Genomic DNA, 24,686 nt, shown 5'->3' on the forward strand with positions numbered 1-24,686 from the left:
TCGTTCATGTAATTTGGATGAGTAGTGGCAAAATGTAAATATCCACTTGTTATCATATTGTAATAATTATCGGTATTATTTTGTCATTTATAAATTTTAGCGCCCCATTTTATGTTAAATATTTGGTAGTCTTATAAATATCTGTATTTTTGGTAAACCAAACTGGTTAACCAATTTAAACATGAAGGTATTTTCTCGTTATATTTCTGTACTGGTTTTAATTATTTTTTTATCCTGTGCTAAAGAAAGACCCAACGGCCTGGTCAATGATATTTCTGAGTTTAATGAAGCGGTTTCCAATGCTCAGCCTGGATCGGTAATAACTTTGGCAAATGGTATTTGGGAAAATACAGAATTGGTATTTCAGGGAAAGGGTACTAAGGAAAAACCAATAATACTTACAGTAGAAGATAAGGGTAAGGTCATTTTATCCGGTACATCTAACCTTCAAATTGCCGGGGAATACCTTATCGTAAACGGACTTGTATTTAAGGACGGATATACGCCAACCAATGCCGTAATATCCTTTAGGAAAAACAGGGAAGAATTGGCTAATAATTGTCGACTTACGGAATGTGTTATCGATAATTATAATAATCCGGAACGACAAGTACAGGATTACTGGGTAACAATCTATGGAAAAAACAATAGAATTGACCATAATCATTTTGCAGGAAAGAAGAATTTAGGGGTTACCATGATAGTTGGTCTTGATACAGAGGAAAGTAGGGCTAATAACCATAGTATTGACCATAATTATTTTGGCCCCCGCCCTACCTACGGAAACAATGGGGGAGAAACATTACGTATTGGCACCAGCCACCATGCTATGGAAAATTCCAATACCATAGTAGAATCCAATTATTTTGACAGGACTAATGGGGAACATGAAATCATCTCCAATAAATCCGGTCAAAATACCTTTAAATACAATACTTTTTTTGAATGTACCGGAACTTTGACTATGCGTCACGGTAATGAAACATTGGTAGACGGTAATGTCTTTATTGGTAATGGTAAGCCAAGTACTGGCGGTGTTCGTGTTATCAATGAGTCGCAAACGGTAATCAATAACTATCATATAGGTTTAACAGGTTACCGCTTCAGAGGGGCTTTTGTTATGATGAACGGAGTGCCTAATTCTCCACCAAATAGGTATGTACCGGTCATTGATTCAAAAGTGGATAATAACACCTTTATAAACTGCGATCACATATTGTTCGGTGCCGGTAATGATGCAGAAAGAAGTCAGGCACCCAAGAATTCGCAATTCACCAATAATATAATCTATCATGAAAAAGATACAAATACCATTGTTTTTAAAGATGACGGCAGCGGAATTATTTTTAAGGATAACATCTTAAATACAAATAGTACAAAAAATCTAAATGCCGGGTTTGAAAAAGCGGATATTCAACTTATCAGAAACGAGCAAGGTTTTTTAATTCCTGTTTCTGAAGCGATCAAAGAGCCAATTTCAATAAGTTCAAAAATTGCGACAAAGGAAAATACTGGTACTACATGGTATTCCAAGGAAGATCAAACCATCACATTAAATTCAGGTCATGTGTTAGTTGCAGAACCTGGTATCAACACACTTTATGATGTAACCAAAAGTTCCAAGCCCGGTGATATCATAACATTACGATCAGGTGGAGAATATATATTGACCAAAGCAGCTAAGGTTAAGCATCCATTGACCTTTAAAACTTCCGGACCTAACAAGGCTACAATATTTTTTGAAAGAATGATGGCATTTGAAATTCAGGATGGTGGAAGTTTGTCCTTGGAGAATATTGCTTTTAACGGTGCTAAATCTCCGGACTATGCCGGTAACTCTGTAATTGTTACCAGCAAAAACTCAATGCTTAATAATTATAAGTTGTTCATTGAGGATTGTGAGTTTAAGAACATGGTCGTCAACCATTCATTTGATGTGCTTAGGGCGGCCAAAGGTACTTTTGCGGATACCATCAGTATTCAGAATTCTACTTTTAAAAACATTTCAGGTAGTATTACCGCATTGGATAACGAGACCGATGATATAGGAGCATATAATGTGGAGTATCTTATTATGAAAAATAATAGCATTTCAGATGTGCAAGGTGCAGCCCTAAGGTTGTATAGGGGCGGAAAGGATGAAAGTACATTTGGACCTTTTCTGGAAATGGAACACAATGTTTTTGACCACGTTGGGTATGGTAGTAAGAACAAATACAAGGCAACCGTATCCTTATACGGAGTACAGGAAATAGATATCAAGAACAATATTTTTAAAGATAGCAAGGCCATTAACATGCATCTGGTCGTTGGGGAACCCATTGTAAAGGTTCTGAACAATAATTTTTACAATTCTGAAAAATTGATTGTTACCGGCGACCAAAAATATTCTGTAGAAAACACTTGGGACCTAGAGCCTAAATTTAAGGTGGGTACATATAATTTAAATGAGGATTCTCTTTTAAAAGGTAAGGCTACTGATGGTGGGGATTTGGGAATTAGAATTCAATAAGATGAAAAACAACACGAACAAAAATGTCCTTGTCTTGCTATGCTGTATTTTGGGACTCATATTCTACCCAAATGCTCTTGGTGCACAAGAGCATCCAAATTTAATACTTACTAAAAAGGGGGTGGAAAATATAAGGGCCAATCTAGGCAAGGTTCCCCTCTTTGATAACACCTTGAGTACGGTTAAGCAACAAGTGGACAAGGAAATGGCTATGGGTATAGATACGCCAATTCCAAAAGATTATTCTGGGGGTTATACACATGCACGTCATAAAAGTAACATGGTACTTATGCAAAAAGCAGGTGTATTGTACCAGATTTTAGATGATGAAAAATATGCCATATATGTAAAGGAAATGTTGATGCAATATGAAAAGTTGTACAAAACACTGCCCTTGCATCCCAAAACACGATCGTATGCACGGGGCAAACTGTTCTGGCAATGCCTTAATGATGCTAATTGGTTGGTCTATGTAAGCCAGGCATATGATTGTATTTATACGTTTTTAAGTAAAGCCGAAAGACAAAAATTAGAGAAAAATCTTTTTAGGCCCTTCGCAGATCATATATCAGTTGAGAGTCCGCAATTTTATCAAAGGGTTCATAATCATAGTACATGGGGCAACGCGGCCGTAGGAATGATCGGTTTGGTTATGAACGATAAAGAATTGATTGATCGTGCACTTTATGGTATTAAAGGCGTTCATTTAGATAAGACTGCTAAGGATGATGACGGCGGATTTTTAAATAAGGAAGGTAAGGCAGGGTTTTTGGCCAATATCGAAGAACCTTTTTCGCCGGACGGTTATTACAATGAAGGGCCATATTATCAACGGTATGCCATGTATCCTTTTTTAATTTTTGCCGAGGGATTGCATAATGCTAAACCTGATCTAAAAATTTTTGAATATAAAGAAGGTGTTCTTTTAAAATCAATTCATGCGCTTTTAAATTTATCCGATGCAGATGGGGATTTTTTTCCGTTGAACGATGGTCAAAAAGGCATGTCCTATTATAACGATGCATTGGTGACGGCCGTAGATATTTCATACTATTTCGGTAATCAAGATCCGGGTTTGTTGAGTATTGCAAAAAAGCAAAATAAGGTGTTGTTGGATGATTCCGGTTTGGCAGTTGCACTTGATATTGAAAAAGGAAAATCGGTACCTTTTACTAAAAAATCGATCAACCTTTCCGATGGTCCGGATGGCAAACAAGGTGGAGTTGCAATTTTGCGAAGTAAAGATATAGAGCTTGTTTTCAAATATGCTTCCCAAGGGTCAAGCCACGGACATTATGATAAGCTGTCTTATTCCTTATATCATCAAGGGGATGAAGTTTTACAAGATTACGGACTGGCTCGTTTTGTTAATATAGAACAAAAAGGTGGCGGCAATTATTTAAAGGAGAACAAATCATGGGCTAAACAGACCATTGCCCATAATACACTGGTACAGAACGGAAAGTCACATTACGGCGGCAATTATGATATAGGGAGTAAATATCATCCAGAGTTGTACATGTACAATGATTCGAATAGTGAAGTTCAAATAGTAAGTGCCAAAGAGGGTAATGCCTATCCTGGAACAATGATGCATAGGACGATGGCCCTAATAGACCAAAAGGATTTTGAAGCACCATTTTTACTTGATATGCTAAGAATTCAGTCCCAAACTACCAATCAGTATGATCTACCCTTTTATTTTATGGGTCAGGTCTTAAAAACCAATTTTGAATATGAGGTCCCCAATACCCTTGAGCCCTTAGGAACGGATAATGGGTACCAGCATCTATGGACAGAGGCTTGCGGAAATGCTACGGCAGAAAATATTGAACTTAGCTGGCTGGAAAATGGAAAGTTCTATAGCTTGACTTCCGTGTCATCAAATGATGAGCTGCGTTTTGTTAGAATAGGTGCAAACGATCCGGATTTTAACCTTAGAAGGGAGGCGGGTTTTCTATTGCGGAGAAAAAATGTTGCAAATAGCTTATTTGTGTCTGTCATAGAGGCACACGGCAGTTATAGTCCAGTTACTGAATCTGCAGTGAACTCCAATAGCAATATTGATCATTTAAAGGTAGTGTTGGATTCCACGGATTATACCGCTATTACCATCAAGACAAAACAAGGAACTAACCATATATTTATTATGGCCAATACAAATGCTTCCCATACAGAAGGGCATATTGTACAAATTGGCGATAATGAGTATATGTGGACAGGTACTTATTATTATAACGAAATAAACTCTAACAAATAACAAATGAAACGATTTAGCGACAAGTACATTACTTCAAAAGAACTGGAATGGGAAAACCTTGGTGGAGGGGTGTCCCGAAAATTTTTAGGCTATGATAATCAGATTATGATGGTAAAGGTCAAGTTTGAGAAAGGTGCATTGGGTGCCCCACATCAACATTTTCATACCCAAGCTACCTATTGCGTATCAGGTAAGTTTGAATTTGAGATTGATGGGGTAAAGAAAATAGTAGAAGCAGGAGATGGGGTGTATATAGAACCCAATTTGTTACATAGTGCGGTCTGTTTGGAAGAAGGTATGCTTATAGACACATTTAGTCCAGTTAGGGAAGATTTCTTAAGTGGTGGAGCGGTTTCTTATTTTGGGGATAAGGATTAAGGAAAACTTTCCAATAAGCCTTAATGCATATAGGTTACTAGTATGGTAAGAACAGGGGAATGGTCAACGAATTAAGTTAGCACTGTTTTATTATTGAATAGAAAGCGGAATTAAATTCTTAACGTACAATTACATTCCTACTTCAAGTATAGAAAACTATATCAACTTACATTTTCATAAAATAAAGGGGTAAAAAATAAGAATCTATACCATGTGACCCCTTTATTTTTAAGAGTTCGGCAAAAAAATCCATTAAAATCTAAAATTAAATTTTTATTTAACATTCTAATAACATATATTTGGTAAACCAAATTGGTTAACCAGTATGGAAAACCAATTGACCCAATTTACTCAATGTTAACCAACAATAAATTTTTAAAGAATGAAATAGACTTTTAAAAATGAAAAAAGGACGGGTGCTCGCCCATCCTTTTAAAAAAACAAATACTTCATTTCGAAGGGAAGTAATGCTCACATGTAAATATTACTATAAACACGTTTCCTGCAAAAATAGGAATTTTCATTTTGTTAAAATGGAAAAAGTGCGGATTAGTAAATTGAAAATTAAGGGTGAATTTAAAGCAAATCATATTTAAAAATTGAATTGCATATAAAGAGAACCAAGAATTCAATAGTACTAACTTAATTAAACAAAAATGAAACTTAAATTAAAACTTTTTATGATTGTAATGTTGCTGGCCAACATTCAATTGTTTGCTCAGGACATCACGGTTTCCGGTACGGTTATCGATGTTAACGGTATGCCCATAGCAGGGGCCAATGTTTTGGTCTTGAACACTACTAATGGTACCCAAACAGATTTTGATGGTAATTACAACATCACGGTACAATCTGGTGAAACACTCAGGTTTTCCTATATAGGATTTGCGGCACAGAATATCGTTGTTGACCAAAGTGTAATCAATGTAACCTTACAGGAAGACTTAAGCCAACTGGATGAAGTTGTGGTCGTAGGGTACGGTACACAGAAAAGAACGAACATTACCAGTGCGGTGGCCAAAATAGGCGGGGATGAGGTTGCAGCGGTACAAGCGGCTCGTGTAGATGACGCCTTAGCAGGTAAATTGGCAGGTGTATTGATCCAGAACCAAGATGGTGCACCAGGTGCAGACCCAAAAATTCAGGTTCGTGCGGCTTCTTCAATTAATGGTAATTCTAACCCGTTGATTGTTGTTGATGGCTATCCAATTTCTGGTAGTTTGGCAACGGTTAACCCTAACGACATTCAAAGTTTAGAAGTGTTAAAAGATGCTGCTTCTGCCGCCATATATGGTTCTAGGGGTGCAAACGGTGTTATTTTGGTTACCACCAAAAAAGGTAGAATGGGTAAAGCTAGTTTTAGTTACAATACCTATACCAGTACTTCTAGCAGATATAAAAGAGATAATATTAACCTTACGGCCGGACAATGGGGAGATCAATTGGAAGCTGGTATAGCTAGTGGAAGATATGATGTTTCTGAGTTGGACCCTGTCTTTGTGGATTATAAGATCAATGCTTATAAAAATTCTCCCGATGTTGTTGCGGTAGAGGATTGGTTGTTTCAGAACGGATCAAGTACTTCCCATGATTTTAGTATGAGCGGAGGTAGTGAAGACGTAAATTATTTTGCATCCATTGGATACCAAAATATAGATGGTATAGTACAAACACAAGGTTTTGAAAGAATCAATGCACGTATGAATGTTGATGCCAAATTAGGTGAGAAGTTTAAGACCGGATTAAGTTTTAACGGATTTACCTCCACAAGGGATATCGTAGGTCATGATATGAGAGACCTTTTAAGGGCCTATAGCATACATCCTATTTATCACACAGAGGCATCTATTGCTTTTGTTCAGCAATTGGACCAACAGGCACAAGCCTTGGGGTTGGCTGCTTTTGATTCTGGTTACAGAGGAGGAGATGCGCCTTTCAACAATAGCATCTATACATTGGAGCCCGGTATGACGGCACAAGATTGGCACTATGGTAGAAGCGGTAACGGTATAGGTGGGTCAGGAGATGCAGGACCGGCTACAAAACTTGATAATACAGAACGCTATCAAAAAACATACTTTGCCAATGTTTCATCTTATTTGCAATTTTCTATCGTTGACGGTTTAAATATTAAGACGGTTCTTGGTGGAGATATTAGGGATACCAAAGATTATTTTTGGAGAGGACTTGAATTTGACGCTAGAGCGCGTACCAACCAAACAGCTTTAGATCAGGTTAACGTTAAAAGATCGTCGGTCTTAAGCGAAACTACGTTGAATTTTGCTAAGGTGTACGGAAAACATGATATCTCTGCAGTGGCAGGTTTTGAATTCCAAAACCTTTATACCGTAGGTACATCTTTAGACGGTACTAACGTTCCTTTTGGTGATATCATAAATTACAATTTGCTTAACCCAGCAGATATTACGGTAACGGAACGTGACGAGACAATCGCAAGAAAGAGTGTCTTTGGTAGGGTCAACTATGCTTTTGATGATCGTTATTTATTGTCCGCTTCCGTAAGAAGGGATGGTGATTCAAGATTTGGAGCAAATAACAAGTACGAAACGTTCCCTGCATTTTCTTTAGGATGGAACGTTCATAATGAAGATTGGTACAAATCAGAATTGATCAGCACTTTAAAGCCAAGGTTTAGTACAGGTTCATTAGGAACTACAAGTGACTTGGGCGCATATAATTCCTTAAGTCTATTGAATCCACAACCTACCATCTTAGGTACGGGTTACTTGATTCCTTCTGATGTTGCCAATGAAGATTTGACATGGCAGACGAATACCGAGACCAACTATGGTGTGGACCTAGGATTTTTCAATAACCGTTTAAGGCTAAGCGCTGATTACTATACTTCGGATATCGAGGATATTCTGATTAACCAAAGTGTATCTGAGGTTTTGGGAACAACATCTATACGTCTTAATTCAGGGGATGTAAGAAGTTCCGGTCTGGAACTGGAACTGTCTGCCGCTTTGGTTCAAAAACAAGATTTCACTTGGACCGTTGGTGGAAACTTCTCTACGGTAAAAACTGAAATAACAGATTTGGGCGACCTAGAAGAATTGCCACAAGTAATATATGGACAAAGTGGTAGAGGTCCTGTATTTAGAAACTATGTAGGTGGTGAAATTGGTGAAATGTGGGGATTGGAAACCATTGGTATGGTTGAGGATAGCTATATAGAAGACCCTACAAGAGCTATTGGCATTAATAGTTCTGAATACTATGTTGTGGACCAAAATGGTGATGGGGAAATAGATAATACAAGAACTGTTGAAGATGGTGGTGATTTAGTTAAAATAGGTCAAAATACACCAGATTTTTATTACGGTCTAAATTCCTCAATAAACTTCAAGGATTTTGATATGTCCTTCCAGTTTCAAGGAGCGCAAGGTGGTGATGTTTTTAATATTGATCCTATTTATTACAACTCGGAATTTGGAGGAAGACTACGTGATAGTTTTGATGCCAATGGTGACGGTATTGCAGATGCAAACGGGGAATTTTATACCCAATCAAGAAATCAATTGGATGCCCAAGTACAAGACGCATCATATCTTGCCTTACGTAACCTAACCCTAGGTTATACGTTGAATAGGGATTTAACTAGCAAGGTAGGTGTAGGTTCCGCAAGGATATATGTTGCAGCATCTAACCTATTGTACCTATGGGGAGATGATTATACATCTTATAACCCAGAAGGTGTGGAAATAACCAACGGTGGTTATTTAGGACCCACTACTTATGGGGTGCAAGTTGGTGCGAGCCCTATTGTTAGAAGCTTCACATTAGGATTGAATGTTAATTTTTAAATTAAGGAAACATGAAAACAATATATAAATTAGTATTAGGAACCCTGCTGTTGACAACAGCTTGTGAAAGTGATTTAGACCAAGTTCCACCAAATATTGCCAGTTCTGAATCATTAACGGATTTTACCGGTGTTTTAAATGCTGCTTATTACTATCAATTGGGCTCTGTAACGCCAATAGCGGTCATGGGCGATTTTAGAGCGGATAATGCGATTATGGATGAATCTCCTTATACCACTTTTGATGAGTTCAATCCAAATTTGACCGCAATGGAAGATCAATTCTTTGGTCCTTTCTACACGGCATTATATAAATCGATATTAAGTGCAAACAATGTCATCGAAAATTCTTCAGATGCTTCGGATATTGGCGAGGCAAAGTTCTTAAGAGCATTGTCCTACTTTAAATTGGTACAGGTATTTGGTGATGTTACGGTGAATCTATCTGCCACACCAAGTACAACAGATACTGATTTCTTGGTAAGACAACCTGCAACGGAGGTATATAATAATGTAATTATTCCAGATTTACAGGCGGCAATTAGTGCTTTGGGTACCACAAGTGTAAATGGTAAGGCTTCTAAACTGGCTGCACAATCTTTACTGGGCAAGGTATATGTTGCACGTGGTGATTTTCAAAGTGCGGAACCGTTATTGGGTGCGGTCGTAAACGGAGCAAATGCCGAAGGTATAACCCTATTGGATAATTACGCGGATATTTTCTTGAATGATTTAAACGCTGAGATCATTTTTGCCACACAGGTCTCCAGTTCTATCAATGATGAATATGGATTTTCTGAATTTTGGTCTTGGTACGGAGGTCTTGATACAAAATCCCTTATGCCATTAGATGCAGATCTAATTGCTGCTTTTGATGCAAGTGAGGCCGGTGGAGATACGGACTTAAGAAGGGCCGTAAATATAGACGAGGCGCTTATGGCCTCTCCAAAATATCCACAATCGGGAGGACCTGACTATGACTGGATCGAGATTAGGTTGGCAGATGTAATTCTTTTATATGCAGAGGCCTTAAATGAAAATGGAGATACTCCCGGAGCGGTTACTCAACTAAATAAGATTAGGACAAGGGCCGGTTTGGCAAACACTACCGCAAGCACGCAAGCTCAGGTTAGAACGGCTATCCAAGATGAAAGAAGATTAGAATTGGCCTTTGAAGGACAAAGATGGTTTGATTTGGTAAGGACGGGTACCGTTAGCCAAGAAATGGGAGAATCTGTTGATCCTAACTACTTTTTGTTCCCAGTTCCAATTTCTGAAATATTGGCTAGTGACGGAGTAATAACACAGAATCCAAGTTATTAATTATAAAATATTTTGAATAGTTGTTTTGAGTTGGTTTGTACGGTTGGCAATACTGGTCTTATCATAGACCAGTTGGCCACTGTATGAATTAGGAAGAAAAATAAGGTGTAGACTTAATTCTCGTATTCAATAGTTTTTTACTATTAATTATTTGTCTAAATTTAACAAACCAATCTGGTTAACCAATTTAACGATAATTGATTTAAATATGAAGTTAGAAATCCTCACAAAGAATGAAAACCAGGAAATTCATAACGGAATCATAGCAAAGATTCGGGATTTAATGAATTATAAAAATCTTGAACCTGGGGATAAATTGCCGTCGGAACGTATGTTGTCGGAAAAGTTTCAGGTAAGTAGGAGTAATGTTAGGGAGGCAATTCAGAAGTTAGAATTTTATGGCATTCTAAAATCCAAACCACAAAGTGGTACGTTCGTAGCGGATATTGGTCAGGTAGCCATGAATGGGATGATCGATGATATTCTACGATTAGAGGATCCTGATTTTAAATCATTGGTAGAAACTAGAATCTTATTGGAGCTTAAAACGGTAAGAATGGCGGCCCAAAGAAGAACTGAAAAGGATTTAAAGGAGATGGAGAGCGCATTAAAGGCGTATACTGAAAAAGTGATGAACGGGGAAGATGCCGTTCAGGAAGATTTGCTCTTTCACTTATCCATTGCAAAGGCTAGCGGTAACAGTACAATTAACACTTTAATGTTGATTATTACTCCAGAGATCATTACCAATTTCGAAAAACATCACGTATGTGACAAAAACCAGAGTTTTAAGGCTATTCAAGAACACAATGACATATTTGAGGCTATAAAGGCACAAGATATTCAGAAAGCCAAGGAGATGATGAAAGTACATTTTAATGTGCTTTATCAATATTGTTATAATATTCAAAAATAGGTATATAAATAAGTTAGGACCATATACTATAATCATAAACGACAAAATAAGATTTAGATAATTTAAACACTTGTTTTTCAATAGTTTAAGTGTCTAATTAAGCACCTGGATGAACATTCGGGTCAGGGAGCTAATTTCTTGTATCTGTGCAATTTAAAATGGAATTTTTAAGCCAAACGGTAATCTAAAGACAAAATATATGAAAGTAAAAGGGTTAAGATGGTGGATTATCATGCTAATATGCTTGGCAACGGTAATCAATTACATTGATAGAACGGCCTTTGGTGTCATGTGGCCAGAAATGGGAAAAGACCTGGGCATGGATGAATCTGATTATGGCATCATGCTAAGCATTTTCATGGGGACTTATGCTATTGGAAAATTTTTGTCTGGCAAATTATATGATATCATTGGCACTAGAATGGGCTTTGTTGTGTCTATTGTGGTTTGGTCCTTGGCCTCGGTATTCCATGCATTTGCAAGAGGGCTTTTCTCACTTACCTTGTTCAGGGCCCTTTTAGGGTTGGGCGAGGCCGGTAACTGGCCCGGTGCGGTTAAAAGTAATGGAGAATGGTTTCCTGTAAAACAACGGGCCATAGCACAAGGAATTTTTAATGCTGGCGCTTCTTTGGGAAGCGTTATAGCACCTTTGTTAATTGCATTTTTATACGGCCATTTTGGTTGGAGAATGACCTTTATCATTATTGGTTTGGTAGGTTTGTTATGGGTTATTCCATGGTTGTTCATCAATAAGTCCAAACCGGGAAAGCATCCATGGATCACGGAAGAAGAGCTTAAGTTCATTAATAGTGATCGTATTGTGGATTTGGACAAGGAAGATGACGAAAAAGGTTTGTCCGTTGGGCAAATCTTAAGTTATAAAGAATCATGGGGCGTACTTGCCTCTCGTTTTTTCATAGAACCCATTTGGTGGTTGTTCGTTGGTTGGATGCCGTTATACCTAAATTCTGAATTTGGATTCAGTGTAGAGGAAATAGGATCAACCATTTGGATTTCTTATTTAGGTGGTATGGCGGGCAGTATAATAGGTGGTTGGTATAGCGGTAAATTAATGGAAACTAAAACTGTGGATGCCGCTAGGAAAATTACCATTACCATTGGCGGGGCACTCATTTTTCTAGGACTTCTAGGAATTATATTCCTTGTGAACGAGAATAATCCTATGACCTTTATTTATATCGTAGCAGTGGTATTGTTCGGTTTTCAATTTGCCATAGGTAATATTCAGACTATTTCAAGTGATTTGTTCAGGGGTCCATCAGTGGGTACATTGGCAGGCTTGGCAGGTACCGTAGCAGCAGTATCGGTTATTATTATGAATTCCTTGATTCCTATGATTGCCAAAGTATCCTACACCCCCGCATTTATCGTTATCGCAATTTTGGCACCAATGGCAGTTGTATCGATTTACACATTAATCAAAAAAATAAGACCAGTAGAAGTTGAATTAGAATAATAATTATATAATTATGAGTATAGAAGGAAAAGTAGCAGTAATTACAGGAGCAACGGGCGGCATAGGTTTTGAAGTTGCTAGAAGATTAGGACAGGACGGGTATACCGTAATTCTGAACGGTATAGATGATGAGGCCGGTGCTGAACGTATTAAGGAGTTGACGGCCCAAGGTATCAAGGCGGAATATTATGGATTTGATGTAACCAATGAAGAAGCCGTTACCAAAAATATAAAGGCTATTGGTGATAAATTTGGAAAAATTGACACTTTGGTCAATAATGCAGGTGGTCTTGGTGGAAGGTCAAGATTTGAGGATATGACAACAGAATTTTACCGATCCGTAATGGCCTTGAACTTAGACTCCACATTTTTTGCCTCTAGAGCGGCAATACCATATTTGAAAAAAGGAGAACATCCTTCTATTATCAATTATACTTCCAATGCAGGTTGGACCGCAGGTGGACCGGGTGCCGGTATTTACGGAACGTCCAAGGCTGGGGTGCACGCAATTACCAGAGCATTGGCAAAAGACCTTGCGGAATACGGAATTAGGGTAAATGCCGTATCTCCAGGTACCATTGATACACCATTTCACGCACAGATCAAGGCTACAAAGCCAGAAGTTTTTGCATCATGGGCAAATAATATCTTGTTGGGAAGATTAGGTCAGCCAGAAGATGTTTCTGGGGTAATATCGTTCTTGGCCAGTAAGGATGCATCATTTATTACAGCGGAAACCATTCAGATTGGTGGAGGTCAAGCATTGGGAATCTAAAATAAGTTAAGCATAAAATAAGTTGTTGAAAAACACTGTAGTATAATAATTCAATTTAAATGAAAAAAGTAGTAACATTCGGTGAAATCATGCTTCGCCTGGCACCAGAAGGTTTTTTAAGATTTTCACAAGCCAGCAGTTTTGATGTGGTGTATGGTGGTGGGGAATCTAATGTAGCGGTATCATTGGCCAATTATGGAGTTCCTGTTGATTTTGTAACACGTTTGCCAAAAAACGATATTGGGGAATGTGCATTAATGGAAATGCGAAAAAGAGGTGTAAATACCCAAAATATAATATTTGGTGGTGATCGTTTAGGTATTTATTTTTTGGAAACAGGAGCTGTAAGCCGTGGTAGTAAAGTGGTTTATGATAGGGCACATTCCGCAATTAGTGAGATAAAGCCGGGTATGATAGATTGGGAAAAGGTTTTTGAAGGCGCCGGTTGGTTTCATTGGACAGGAATTACACCTGCTATTTCACAAGGAGCTGCAGATGCGTGTTTAGAGGCTGTAAAAGTTGCAAGTGCTATGGGTATTACCATTTCAACGGACTTAAACTATAGGGCCAAACTTTGGAACTATGGTGGTGATCGCGAAGCTATCATGACAGAATTGACTTCCTATTGTGATATTATTTTAGGTAATGAGGAAGATGCGGAAAAGCATTTTGGCATTAAACCAGAAGGTCTGGATATAACTACGCAGGGAGAACATGTTAAAGCTGAGGCATTTTTATCGGTTTGTAAGCAAATGATGAAAAAATTCCCAAAGGCACAAAAGGTAATTACGACTTTGAGAGGTTCTATATCCGCATCTCATAATACTTGGGCAGGCGTACTTTATGATGGTACTACCTTGTTCAAGACCAGGGAATATCAGATTACCGATATCGTAGATCGTGTTGGTGGTGGGGATTCCTTTATGGGGGGACTTATTTATGGATTATTGACCTATCCTAACGATGATCAAAATGCTTTGGATTTTGCGGTGGCGGCTTCTTGCCTTAAACATACTATTAAAGGCGATGCCAATTTAGTTACCGTGGATGAGGTGAATAAACTCATGGGGGGTGATGCTTCCGGTAGGGTAGCTAGGTAATTTTAGTTTTTAAATAATTTGTTAATGTTGTTTTAGAAACACTACTAAAACACTTGGTTGTCTTGGCTATTAGGAAAGAAATGTCATTTCTTTGTTCTATAGCTATGTTTACCAGTGTATTTGGTAGTGTTTTAAGTATATAAAAAAATAAAATATGGCGCAATATTCTAGAATAGAAGTAGCAAGGGTAATGAAGGAAACAGGTATGGTTCCTTTATTTTATCACCCAGATATAGAGTTAGGAAAAAAGATTTTACAAGCATGTTATGATGGTGGAGCAAGATTAATGGAATTTACCGCTCGTGGCGATTTTGCTTTCGAAGTATTTTCTGAATTGAATAAATATGCTATAAAGAACCTGCCAGGAATGATTATGGGAGTAGGATCAATTACCGATGCAGCAGCGGCTTCTTACTATATGCAAATAGGTGCTAATTTCATAGTTACACCTTCGTTAAGAGAAGATATAGCAATTGTTTGTAACCGAAGAAAAGTATTATGGTCACCTGGTTGCGGATCATTGACCGAAATAAACAAAGCTGAAGAAATGGGTTGTGAAATTGTAAAACTTTTCCCCGGTGATTTATACGGACCTGGTTTTGTTAAAGCGATTAAAGGCCCACAACCTTGGACCAGTGTTATGCCAACTGGAGGTGTAAGTACAGATGAAGCAAACTTAAAAGGTTGGTTCGATGCTGGTGTCACTTGCGTTGGTATGGGCTCAAAACTTATCAGTAAAGAAATTTTAGCTAACAAAGATTACGCTGGCCTAGAAGCGTTGGTCAAAGAAACTTTGGGTAAAATAAAAAATTTGAGAAAATAAGAACATGTAAAACAATAAAGCAAGTAGTTTGATTTTATAGAATTATTTTAAAATACCGCTACTTTATGGTATTCAGACACGAGTGGCGGAACTGGTAGACGCGCTGGATTCAAAATCCAGTTCTTCGGAGTGTGGGTTCGATTCCCACCTCGAGTACAGATTAAAACCTCAACTATCTATTTCTTAGATTTTTGAGGTTTTTTTAATAATACCTATAGGAATAAATGAGGGTATAGCTTTCTGCAACGTCATTAACCATCTTGTAGGTCAATTTTTCTAATTTTTATAGTGTATACTGCACTTTTTTTTCCCTAATCATTCCATAACTGAGCATCAAATAATGATTGTATTGGTTTTGTAAAGTGAATATCCTAATTATACTTTTAGCCCCTTATGTGTTTTTAATTTTCAAGTTTCAATTTCAAATATTTTATTCTTTCTCTATTGTAAGTATATGTAATATGAACAAAGCCATTTTTATCTTGTATGATTGCCGGGTAGCTAAATTCACCTTCTTTTTCATTTTCTAATTGTAAAACATCTTTCCAATGCACTCCATCGGTACTGTAGGCTAAATTCAATTTTTGTCTACCGTCAGACCAATCTTTTCCACTTAAAGTGGGGTTGTAGACTAAAAGGAAATTACCATTATTTAGGGTTATAGCGTCTATACCACTATTAGGATTTTTGACTTCACTAGCAATTGCCCTAGACCAACTTTTGCCAAAATCAGAACTAATACTTTCCATAATAACGTTTTTATTGCTTCTTAATAAAACCTTCAAAATATTATTTGGTAGTTGTATTACAGAAGGTTGAATTAATTTCACATCAGAATCAGACGGTATTTCTGAACGTTTCCACGTGTAGCCATCATCTTTAGATATTTCTATATGGGCTTTCCAAACTTCTCCATTGTCAGTTTCCATACTAGATGGCGATATAATTATTTCATCATTTATTTGAATAGGCTTGTTTTTGATTGGTCCTAAAATAGAATCTGGTAATCTTTGTGCATTAGACCAGTGAATTCCATTATTTGTTGAGGTTTTATACATTCCCCACCAAGTTGAAGGCGATGGGCCCATTTTGTAATATACGAAAAGTACACCTTTGTTATTTTCAAATAAAACGGGGTTCCATGTTGGGTAACTGAGGCTGTCATTTTGAAAACCATCTGCTATTTTTACGGGCGTTGACCAGGTGTTATTTCTTAGGTAACTCGTGTAAATACCTACATCAGGATGTCTCTCGTGTGTACCCGCAAACCATGATGCCATTAATTCGCCATTTTTTAAAGCTACAATTGTGGGGGCATGGCATTGTAAAAATGGAGCTTTCTCAAATATAAATTCATCTGTTAATAATTGAATTTGAGGAAGTTTAGGTAGTTCTGAATTTTGCTGAGCGTATACTATTGAGGAGAATAATCCCAATATTAAACAAAATATTGAAAAGTATTTCTGTGTTGAATTGGACGTATTTACAGATTTAGTCAAAGTTTTTCGTTTTTACTTTTTAAATGAAAATGCTAGCGCAGGTATGGTTTTTGATCTTAAGCTTTTTGGGAGCGAAACTTGAACCATACCATTTTTTAGCCTCCAATCTAATTTTTCTCCTGTTTCCAATAAGGTGATTTTAGACCCTTGTTTAGGGATATTTTTACCCCATGAAATTTGATTGGGTAATGCTTCGCCCTCTTTTAAAGGAATAAGTGCGTAATGTGTGTTTTCTTTTGTGGTGAAAAAGTTTTTGCCATCAGTATAGCTATCAGTTGTTTTCGTACCATAAATAGCATCACCATTTTTAGAAAGCCAAACACCAATCTCTTCTAGTTTTTTTACTGCTTCTAATGGGAGTAATCCGTCAGATTGCGGGCCTACACCAAGTAGCATATTGCCGCCTTTTGCGACAATTTCGATTAGGGAATGAATAACTTTAGTTGCAGACTTATAGTTGTCATTGGGTACATAGCCCCAGGCATTCCCTAAAGTAATACAACTTTCCCATGGGTTGTCTAATTTTGTTTCTGGAATTGATCGCTCAGGAGTTTGGTAATTTTCATAAGGACCGTGTACGGTTCTGTCCGCAAAAATGATTCCGGGTTGTGCTTTACGGGCCATTTCCGCAATTTTTGGCATATTAATGTGTTGGTCCCAATCTGGTATTGGAGCGCCCCAGGCACGTACTTCATCGTTAACGGTTTCTCGTGGTCTTACCCACCCGCCATCTAGCCAAAGAATATCAATTTGACCATAATCTGTAACCAATTCATTTATTTGATTGTATGCAAAATCTTGAAAACGTTCCCATCGTTCTGGGTACTTTCTAATATCGTAATTTGGGTTGCGGTCTGGTGTAGCATATTTATCCCACCAGAAATCTTGTGAGTGCCAATCTGGTTTAGAGTAATAGGCGCCAATCATAAAATCTTTTTTCCTGAAAGCATCGAACACATGTTTGGCGACATTTGCTTTTGGATGATTTTTAAATGGACCATTGGTGATTTTGTAATCGGTTTGTTGTGTGTCAAACATATTAAACCCGTCATGATGTTTGGTCGTAAAAACCACATATTTCATCCCTGCACTATCAGCGGCATCTGCCCAACTATCTGGATCAAAATTCACAGGATTAAAAACAGAACTCAAGTTCCAATACCACTTTTTGTAATCATTATAAGACATGCCTTCCGGTCTTTCCAGCCAAGCTTCTGAACATAATTGCCAGGACTCAATTATTCCCGGAACCGCGTAAACGCCCCAATGAATCAGCATACCAAATTTTTGACCTCCCCATTCCTTTAATTTCTGTTGTACCAATGGGTCTGTTGGCGCTTCATAAATTGTTGATTTGCCATGAATATTGTCCACTTGGGAAAATGAAATCTGAATAAGTAGAAAAAATAGGGGGAAAAAGATACGCTTCATTGAATTATTTGTTTGGAATGTTAATCTGTAAAGATAGCTCATCGGCCAAAAACAAAGAAGCCTTCATTAATATTGACCGGTAAAAATGGAGGGCATTTAATTTAAGTGTCGGGTTATTAGCAGCATAGCTTGATCACTATGATTGTAAAAATATATTGCATATTAATTAGCAGACCAATAACATTTAACAGCATTCATTGCATAAAATATTATAATCAATGTAAATAATAATTATATTCGTAACCGTTAACGTTAACGTAAATGGTAAATCATATTATTATAGGGTACAAAATATGAATATATTAATAATATGATAATTGTGTGTATTTAGATATTATTGCCTAAGTACAATTGCACACCTGTTATTACCAAGCGAAAAAGTTAATGCTAACCAGTGAATAGATTTCAACCAAAACGTAATAATCAACAGAACACGTAAACTTTAATATAATGGAAAACAAAAGAAGGAATTTTATAAAAAAAACAGCCCTTGCATCCAGTGGTGTTTTTTTAGGTGCCAATGCAATGAGTGCTAGTAGTTATAGAAAGATTATTGGATCAAATGATAGGGTTAGAATAGGTATTGTTGGATTCTCAAATAGGGCTAAAAATGCCTTGATACCTGCTTTTAATGGCCATAGTAAAGCACAAAATTTTGAAATCGTTGGGGTGTCCGATATTTGGAACAGACGTAGGGACGAAGGAGTGGCCTATATCAATGAAATTACGGGTAATAAAATAAAGCAATGGCGCAATAATGAGGAAATGTATGCGGAGAATAAAATTGATGCTACCATCATTTCAACGGCAGACTTTCAACATGCCTTGCATACGGTACAGGCCGCCAATGCCAAAAAAGATGTGTATTGTGAAAAGCCCTTTGCGGAAACCATGGCCGATGCCAGAATTGGTATGAAAGCGGTAAAGGATTCAGGTATCGTTTTCCAAATAGGAAGTCAGCGAAGAAGTGGGGCCAATTACCACGCGGCCAATGACTTTATAAAGTCAGGAAAATTTGGCGATATCGTCATGGTAGAAATGACATGGAACGTTAACCAACCAGGCCGTTGGAGGTTGCCAAAACTTACAAGGGAGATACGACAATCTGATACCGATTGGAAAAGATATCAAATGAATAGACCTGAAGCGGCTTGGGACCCGAGAAAATATTTGGAGTATAGATTATTTTGGCCGTATTCATCCGGTATACCCGGTCAATGGATGTCGCATCAAATAGATACCGTACATTGGTTTTCTGGTTTAGACCACCCTAGAAGTGTTGCGGCTAATGGTGGTATCTACCTTTGGAAAGATGGTCGTAAAAATTTTGATACCATGTCCGCGGTTTTTGATTATGGACCTACAGATGATCTAGAATCCGGTTTTCAAGTTACTTATTCCTCAAGGTTTACAAATTCTGCAGGGGGTACAAAGGAAATCTACTATTCTAACGCAGGAGAATTGAACCTAGATACCAATAAGGTCAGCGACAATGGAGGTTTGGAAGAAAAATATGCCAGTGCCATGAATATGGAGCCAAATAAACTAGAAGGTTTTAACCTCAGTGACAATGCCCCAAAGGTGGTAACCTCTGCAAATACCGGGGCGGACAACATGACCTCTATGCACATGTTAAATTGGATGGAATGTGTGAGAAGTCGTAAAGCTACCAACGGGCCAATTGAGGCAGGTTATAATCATTCCATTGCCAATATCATGACCACGGCAGCTTTAAGGACTGGATTAAAGGCAACATTTGACGAGAAAACCCAAAATGTATTGGCCGGCGGAGAAATATTTCAATACTAAAAATTACCCTATATGCATAGAATAAAATATGGTGTTCTTTTATTCACCCTTGTTGTATTGTCCTCTTGCAAGGAGCAACAAAATAAAGGAACTTCTGAAAATATTAGCGACAAAGAAAATGTGCAAGACCCAGTAGTGACTTTTGAACACGACAAGGCGGCCAAAAAAGTAAAGGTAAGTTTAGACGGTACTCTTTTTACAAACTATATCTATGACGGTAAAACCCCTAAGCCCATTTTATATCCTGTATTGACCCTAAGCGGAAAAACGTTGACCAGAGGTTTTCCTTTTGAACCAAGACCTGGTGAGCGTATAGACCATCCCCATCATGCGGGTTTATGGTTTAATTATGGAGATGTAAACGGTTTGGATTTTTGGAACAACTCCTATGCCATTCCAGATGCTGAAAAAGATAAATATGGCAGCATTGTCCATGATGAATTTTTGGAGATGGATGAAGACAAAGGGGTCCTCAAGGTCAAGGCCTTTTGGCAAACTTCTACCAATGAAAATCTTTTGGAGGAAACCACCCAATTGACCTTTGCTCAAGTTGGTAATACAAGAATAATTGATCGTAACACCACTTTAAAGGCTTTAAAGGATGTTGCTTTCAATGACAACAAGGAAGGAATGATAGGTATTAGGGTGGCTAGGGAAATGGAAATGCCAACGGATAAACCTGCTGAGTTTACAGATGCTGATGGCAATATAACCAAGGTTAAGGTTTTAAATAATGAAGGGGTAGAAGGCAATTACATATCAAGTTCAGGTCTAACGGGTAATAAGGTTTGGGGTACCCGAAACGAGTGGGTGAAATTGGAAAGTAAACTAGAAAATGAACAGGTTTCCATAACCATAATAGATCATGAAGATAATGTAGGGTTTCCTACGTATTGGCATGCCCGCGATTACGGGTTGTTTGCTGCAAATCCGTTAGGTCAAGCCGTTTTTTCAGATGGTAAGGAATCCTTGAACTTTAAATTGAAAGAAGGGGAAAGTACTACTTTTAAGTACCGTATCCTTATACATAATGGATCAGCGTTAACGCCGGAACAAATAACCAAATCGTTTACGGATTTTAATCAATAAAGGCCATGAAAATTATTGTACAAATTTTACTCCTTGTTCTTTTAGTACTTCCTGTGAACGGACAAACAGGGGATGATACTTGGAAACCTATTTTTGATGGCAATGACCTTGAACAATGGCGCGTTCCAAAAAAGAATATTTGGTGGTCTATAGATAATGAAATCTTATGGGCCAAGAGTGATCCAGATAAAATTGGCTCTATTTTGTGGACAAAAAAATCATATACCGATTTTATGGTTCAAATGGATTTTAAATTTGGTGAGGGTGTTGTGGATACCGGTATATATATGAGAGGTGATAACCCTAGAAACGTGCAGGTGCAAATTGGTATATCTGGATCCTTGAAAAAGGATATGACAGCTTCGCCATACGTGCCTACTTTGGGTTATCCGGCAGAAGCCTCTGGTGTTGATGCCCTGTTAGACCATAAGGGATGGAATACCATTAAGGCTATGACCATTGGCAATACCTATACCGTTTGGCTAAATGGGGTAGAGGTCATGAACTATGAGCTAGAGAATGCCAATTTAAAAGGGCCTATAGGATTGCAACTGCATCCGGGCAACGAAATGACCGTGCAGTTCAGGAATATTATGGTAAATGAACTTTAACCCATACAATTCGTGGAATAAATTTTCACGAAACCATATTGGGTAGTACCTTATCGCAGATAATTTAAAGGTTGAACTTTGAGTATAGGTATTAAGCAGATAGCGGAATTGGCCAATGTTTCCATTGGCACGGTTGACCGTGTGCTGCATAAACGGGGTGGGGTATCCAAAGAAACAGAACTTAGGATACTAAAGATTATTGAGGAAAACGGCTATCAGAAAAATACAGTAGCAAGTAGGTTAAAGCTCGCTTCTGTAAACAAGATAAAATTTGCCATATTATTACCAGAATCAACATCGACCTCAAATTATTGGGAATTGCCAAAATTGGGCATTGCAAATGCCTTGGATGAACTAAAGGAATTTGGCGTGCGTGGCGATCATTATCAATTTGCAGGTTCATCATCATCTTCATTTAGAAAAGGATGTAGTCAAATTGTGATAAAGAACTATGATGCGGTCATAACGGTACCTTTTTTTGAAAAAGAGTGCAACATGTTTTTGGAAGCCTCTAAAAAAAGAAAATTGAAAGTCGTTTTTTTAGATACCGAAATACCATTAAAATATCCTTCTAATTTCATAAGACAAAATTCACATAAGGCAGGTATGGTAGCCGGCAGATTGCTACATGGGCTGGTAGGGGATAAAGGAAAATATTTCATTGTAAATACGTATAACGATGTGGGTATACAGGTTAACAATAAACAACGTGAGGACGGTTTTAGGTCCTTTTTTAAATCGTTGAAAAAGGATGTTATGATCAAGACCGTAAACCATCCTTTAAACGAAGCATTGGAAATTACGGAAGAAATGCTTTCTTGGTTTAAAGGAGATAGCCCAAAAGGAATTTTCGTTACCAATTCAAGGGCACATTTAATTCCTGAAATTTTATCGGAGTATAGGGTTAGCAATACCTCATTATTGGGTTTTGATCTAAACGATAAAAATTTGAAGTACCTAAAAAATGGAAAAATTGATTTTTTGATCAATCAACAGCCTAAATACCAAGGTTATGCGGCCATAAAGAATTTATTCAATTCCTTGACCAAGCAGGATAATGCAGACCTTGATCTTGATATTCCCGTAGAGATATTTGTAAGGGAGCATTTTATGTAATAGTTCCTCATAAAAAAATCCTCCTAAAACCAATTTGGTTAAAGGAGGATTAAACTAAAACTAACTCAAACTAACAATATTATTGTGGATAGCCCGGATTTTGCGGGTAGCCACCCAAAGCCCTATCTATTTGATTTTGGGGTATTGGTCTTACTGTGTGGTAATCTTGAATGTTGGGAGATGCTTGCGGGTTATACAACCTAGTTCGTTCTACCAATTTGCCCGTTCTGGCCAAATCTGGCCAACGATGGCCTTCGCCCACTAATTCTCTAGCCCTTTCATCAAGTAAAAAATCCAAATCCACATCTGCCGGGGCAATCTGCGAGGCCGCTTCTTGGCCTGGAACCGCCGCCCTTAATCTAATTACATTGATATCGTCCGCCGCACCTGAAGGATTGTTTTGCTGTAGCTTGGCTTCCGCTCGTAACAAATAGGCATCTGCCAATCTCATTAAGATAAAATCTCGTTGGCCGTTTACTTTTTGCCTATCTGGTCTAGTTGGGTCTATCCATTTGTTCATGGATGGAAAAAGACGTTCGTTGTATTCATCATTGCTATAGACCAAGTAAGGTACTTCATTCTGTCTTGATTGTGGCCAATCTACATCTTTGCCGGGTCCTGGAATATAAATGGCCGTGTCGCCAATTGCCAAGGCCGCCCTTGCAGGTTCTTCACCTACGGCATCCGTAGCGGGTTCTTCTTTGTTGGCATACCATACATGCTTAAATGAAGCGTCATACCTTGTATCTACGGACCTGTCCCAAAGGGTCAGCATAAAATCCGTAGGACGGTGACGTTTCCATGGCCTACCGTTTGCAATATCCCTTGTCATTCCTCTTCTTACATCATATTCATGTAGAAAATAGAGGTGCCATCTATGTCCAAATGGGTCAACATCACTATCTACTTGAGATTTTGAATTGGGAACTACAAAAACCATTTCGCTGTTTTCCTGGTTATCTATATCCCATAAATCCGCAAAGTTGGGAAGTAGGGAAAAGTTGTAATTGTTAATAACATTGCTGAACAAGGTTTCTGCCCTTGAAGCGTCTGAAGTTTCCGCAAATCCTTGATAGCTTCTCGTCAATAGTGCCTTGCCCAATAAAAATTCTGCAGCAGGCTTAGTGGCCCTACCATAATCAGATTGCTCATCGGGTAAATTGGCTATGGCATATTCAAGATCGGGTATTATTGCTTGCGCATAAATTTCTGATTGTGAGGTTTTGTTCGCCTCTACTTCTACGCCTTCCGTTTCCTCTAAGCTAAGGTGGGCGTCACCAAATGTGGTCACGATATTAAAATAAAAATAGGCCCTTAAAAAACGTACTTCTGCCAATCTCAATGTTTTTTTGGCTTCATCCATTTCAACGTCCGCGGCACGGTTAACAATTGCATTTGCTTGGTTGATTCCTTTATACCAGTTGTCCCATGAATCGGTAATATAACCTTCAGAACCATTAAGTCCGCCATCGTAAAAATTAAAGACCTTATGTCCACCATCTGCCCCATTGGTCCAGATATCCGTTCCAAAGGTTAACATGGCCGCACTAATTTCCTGTCCATAAAAGGGTTTAAAAGTGGAATAGGTTGCTCTGACACCATCGTCTAGACCACTTTCTGTAGTATAATAAGAGGCCGCTGAAACGTCTGTAACCAGCTCCTCTTCAATAAATTTATCACATGACTTTGTTGTAAAAGCCAGTGCTAAAACTAAGAGTATATAAATTTTTCTGTTCATAAT

17 protein-coding genes and 1 tRNA gene are annotated in these 24,686 nt (G+C 37.9%); 15 read left to right on the top strand and 3 right to left on the bottom strand.

Annotated features, from left to right (window positions below):
• Window positions 1–181 precede the first annotated feature (181 nt).
• The 11 genes from CHB68_RS01820 (at window position 182) to CHB68_RS01875 (ending at window position 15,546) form a co-directional block, all read left to right on the top strand.
• Window positions 182–2,512 carry a polysaccharide lyase 6 family protein gene (locus CHB68_RS01820; RefSeq protein ID WP_089258983.1) on the top strand — a complete coding sequence of 777 codons (2,331 nt, stop codon included), beginning with the start codon at window positions 182–184 and terminating at the stop codon, window positions 2,510–2,512.
• Window position 2,513: 1 nt separating this feature from the next.
• Entirely contained in the window at window positions 2,514–4,772 is a 2,259-nt protein-coding gene (locus CHB68_RS01825; protein WP_089259741.1) for an alginate lyase family protein, read from the top strand.
• A 3-nt stretch (window positions 4,773–4,775) separates the two neighbouring features.
• Entirely contained in the window at window positions 4,776–5,150 is a 375-nt protein-coding gene (locus CHB68_RS01830) for a cupin domain-containing protein (RefSeq protein ID WP_089258985.1), read from the top strand.
• Between the two features lie 656 nt (window positions 5,151–5,806).
• The gene (locus CHB68_RS01840; RefSeq protein ID WP_089258989.1) at window positions 5,807–8,977 is read left to right on the top strand and encodes a SusC/RagA family TonB-linked outer membrane protein; all 3,171 of its coding nucleotides are present in this window, start codon (window positions 5,807–5,809) and stop codon (window positions 8,975–8,977) included.
• Between the two features lie 11 nt (window positions 8,978–8,988).
• A complete protein-coding gene (locus CHB68_RS01845; protein ID WP_089258991.1) occupies window positions 8,989–10,299 on the top strand; it encodes a RagB/SusD family nutrient uptake outer membrane protein in 1,311 nt (436 codons plus the stop codon).
• 208 nt (window positions 10,300–10,507) lie between these two features.
• Window positions 10,508–11,215 carry a FadR/GntR family transcriptional regulator gene (locus CHB68_RS01850; RefSeq protein WP_089258993.1) on the top strand — a complete coding sequence of 236 codons (708 nt, stop codon included), beginning with the start codon at window positions 10,508–10,510 and terminating at the stop codon, window positions 11,213–11,215.
• 199 nt (window positions 11,216–11,414) lie between these two features.
• Window positions 11,415–12,692, top strand: coding sequence for an MFS transporter (locus CHB68_RS01855; RefSeq protein WP_089258995.1), 1,278 nt, complete (start codon window positions 11,415–11,417; stop codon window positions 12,690–12,692).
• 13 nt (window positions 12,693–12,705) lie between these two features.
• Window positions 12,706–13,467 (top strand): SDR family NAD(P)-dependent oxidoreductase, encoded by a 762-nt coding sequence (locus tag CHB68_RS01860; RefSeq protein ID WP_089258997.1) that lies wholly within the window; start codon window positions 12,706–12,708, stop codon window positions 13,465–13,467.
• A gap of 59 nt (window positions 13,468–13,526) precedes the next feature.
• Window positions 13,527–14,567: a sugar kinase gene (locus tag CHB68_RS01865; RefSeq protein WP_089258999.1), complete on the top strand. Its 1,041-nt coding sequence runs from the start codon at window positions 13,527–13,529 to the stop codon at window positions 14,565–14,567.
• A gap of 154 nt (window positions 14,568–14,721) precedes the next feature.
• The gene (locus CHB68_RS01870) at window positions 14,722–15,390 is read left to right on the top strand and encodes a bifunctional 4-hydroxy-2-oxoglutarate aldolase/2-dehydro-3-deoxy-phosphogluconate aldolase (protein WP_089259001.1); all 669 of its coding nucleotides are present in this window, start codon (window positions 14,722–14,724) and stop codon (window positions 15,388–15,390) included.
• Window positions 15,391–15,466: 76 nt separating this feature from the next.
• Window positions 15,467–15,546 (top strand) — tRNA-Leu (locus CHB68_RS01875).
• 245 nt (window positions 15,547–15,791) lie between these two features.
• Here the strand turns inward: CHB68_RS01875 and CHB68_RS01880 are convergent.
• Together CHB68_RS01880 and CHB68_RS01885 are read right to left on the bottom strand one after the other, a co-directional pair.
• Window positions 15,792–16,889 carry a sialidase family protein gene (locus tag CHB68_RS01880; RefSeq protein WP_245838748.1) on the bottom strand — a complete coding sequence of 366 codons (1,098 nt, stop codon included), beginning with the start codon at window positions 16,887–16,889 and terminating at the stop codon, window positions 15,792–15,794.
• Between the two features lie 12 nt (window positions 16,890–16,901).
• Window positions 16,902–18,320, bottom strand: coding sequence for an alpha-L-fucosidase (locus tag CHB68_RS01885; protein WP_089259003.1), 1,419 nt, complete (start codon window positions 18,318–18,320; stop codon window positions 16,902–16,904).
• 450 nt (window positions 18,321–18,770) lie between these two features.
• Between CHB68_RS01885 and CHB68_RS01890 the strand changes: the two genes are divergently transcribed.
• The 4 genes from CHB68_RS01890 to CHB68_RS01905 all read left to right on the top strand — a co-directional run bounded on the left by CHB68_RS01890 (window position 18,771) and on the right by CHB68_RS01905 (window position 22,945).
• Window positions 18,771–20,129, top strand: a complete 1,359-nt coding sequence (locus CHB68_RS01890) for a Gfo/Idh/MocA family protein (RefSeq protein WP_089259005.1) — start codon at window positions 18,771–18,773, stop codon at window positions 20,127–20,129.
• A gap of 12 nt (window positions 20,130–20,141) precedes the next feature.
• A complete protein-coding gene (locus CHB68_RS01895; protein WP_089259007.1) occupies window positions 20,142–21,218 on the top strand; it encodes a DUF6807 domain-containing protein in 1,077 nt (358 codons plus the stop codon).
• Between the two features lie 5 nt (window positions 21,219–21,223).
• Window positions 21,224–21,829: a 3-keto-disaccharide hydrolase gene (locus tag CHB68_RS01900; protein ID WP_089259009.1), complete on the top strand. Its 606-nt coding sequence runs from the start codon at window positions 21,224–21,226 to the stop codon at window positions 21,827–21,829.
• Window positions 21,830–21,907: 78 nt separating this feature from the next.
• The gene (locus CHB68_RS01905; RefSeq protein ID WP_089259011.1) at window positions 21,908–22,945 is read left to right on the top strand and encodes a substrate-binding domain-containing protein; all 1,038 of its coding nucleotides are present in this window, start codon (window positions 21,908–21,910) and stop codon (window positions 22,943–22,945) included.
• Between the two features lie 79 nt (window positions 22,946–23,024).
• Here the strand turns inward: CHB68_RS01905 and CHB68_RS01910 are convergent, their stop codons facing one another.
• On the bottom strand, window positions 23,025–24,683 hold the full coding sequence (locus CHB68_RS01910; RefSeq protein WP_089259013.1) for a RagB/SusD family nutrient uptake outer membrane protein: 1,659 nt from the start codon (window positions 24,681–24,683) through the stop codon (window positions 23,025–23,027).
• Window positions 24,684–24,686: the final 3 nt, after the last annotated feature.

This window comes from Maribacter sedimenticola, assembly GCF_900188415.1.
Classification (GTDB): Bacteria; Bacteroidota; Bacteroidia; order Flavobacteriales; family Flavobacteriaceae; genus Maribacter; species Maribacter sedimenticola.

Bases quoted from the DNA above. Each gene is read 5' to 3' on its own strand.
- CHB68_RS01910 (WP_089259013.1), bottom strand. From the start codon at position 24,683: ATGAACAGAAAAATTTATATACTCTTAGTTTTAGCACTGGCTTTTACA.
- CHB68_RS01845 (WP_089258991.1), top strand. From the start codon at position 8,989: ATGAAAACAATATATAAATTAGTATTAGGAACCCTGCTGTTGACAACA.
- CHB68_RS01830 (WP_089258985.1), top strand. From the start codon at position 4,776: ATGAAACGATTTAGCGACAAGTACATTACTTCAAAAGAACTGGAATGG.
- CHB68_RS01870 (WP_089259001.1), top strand. From the start codon at position 14,722: ATGGCGCAATATTCTAGAATAGAAGTAGCAAGGGTAATGAAGGAAACA.
- CHB68_RS01825 (WP_089259741.1), top strand. From the start codon at position 2,514: ATGAAAAACAACACGAACAAAAATGTCCTTGTCTTGCTATGCTGTATT.
- CHB68_RS01860 (WP_089258997.1), top strand. From the start codon at position 12,706: ATGAGTATAGAAGGAAAAGTAGCAGTAATTACAGGAGCAACGGGCGGC.
- CHB68_RS01855 (WP_089258995.1), top strand. From the start codon at position 11,415: ATGAAAGTAAAAGGGTTAAGATGGTGGATTATCATGCTAATATGCTTG.
- CHB68_RS01865 (WP_089258999.1), top strand. From the start codon at position 13,527: ATGAAAAAAGTAGTAACATTCGGTGAAATCATGCTTCGCCTGGCACCA.
- CHB68_RS01840 (WP_089258989.1), top strand. From the start codon at position 5,807: ATGAAACTTAAATTAAAACTTTTTATGATTGTAATGTTGCTGGCCAAC.
- CHB68_RS01895 (WP_089259007.1), top strand. From the start codon at position 20,142: ATGCATAGAATAAAATATGGTGTTCTTTTATTCACCCTTGTTGTATTG.
- CHB68_RS01850 (WP_089258993.1), top strand. From the start codon at position 10,508: ATGAAGTTAGAAATCCTCACAAAGAATGAAAACCAGGAAATTCATAAC.
- CHB68_RS01885 (WP_089259003.1), bottom strand. From the start codon at position 18,320: ATGAAGCGTATCTTTTTCCCCCTATTTTTTCTACTTATTCAGATTTCA.
- CHB68_RS01900 (WP_089259009.1), top strand. From the start codon at position 21,224: ATGAAAATTATTGTACAAATTTTACTCCTTGTTCTTTTAGTACTTCCT.
- CHB68_RS01820 (WP_089258983.1), top strand. From the start codon at position 182: ATGAAGGTATTTTCTCGTTATATTTCTGTACTGGTTTTAATTATTTTT.
- CHB68_RS01890 (WP_089259005.1), top strand. From the start codon at position 18,771: ATGGAAAACAAAAGAAGGAATTTTATAAAAAAAACAGCCCTTGCATCC.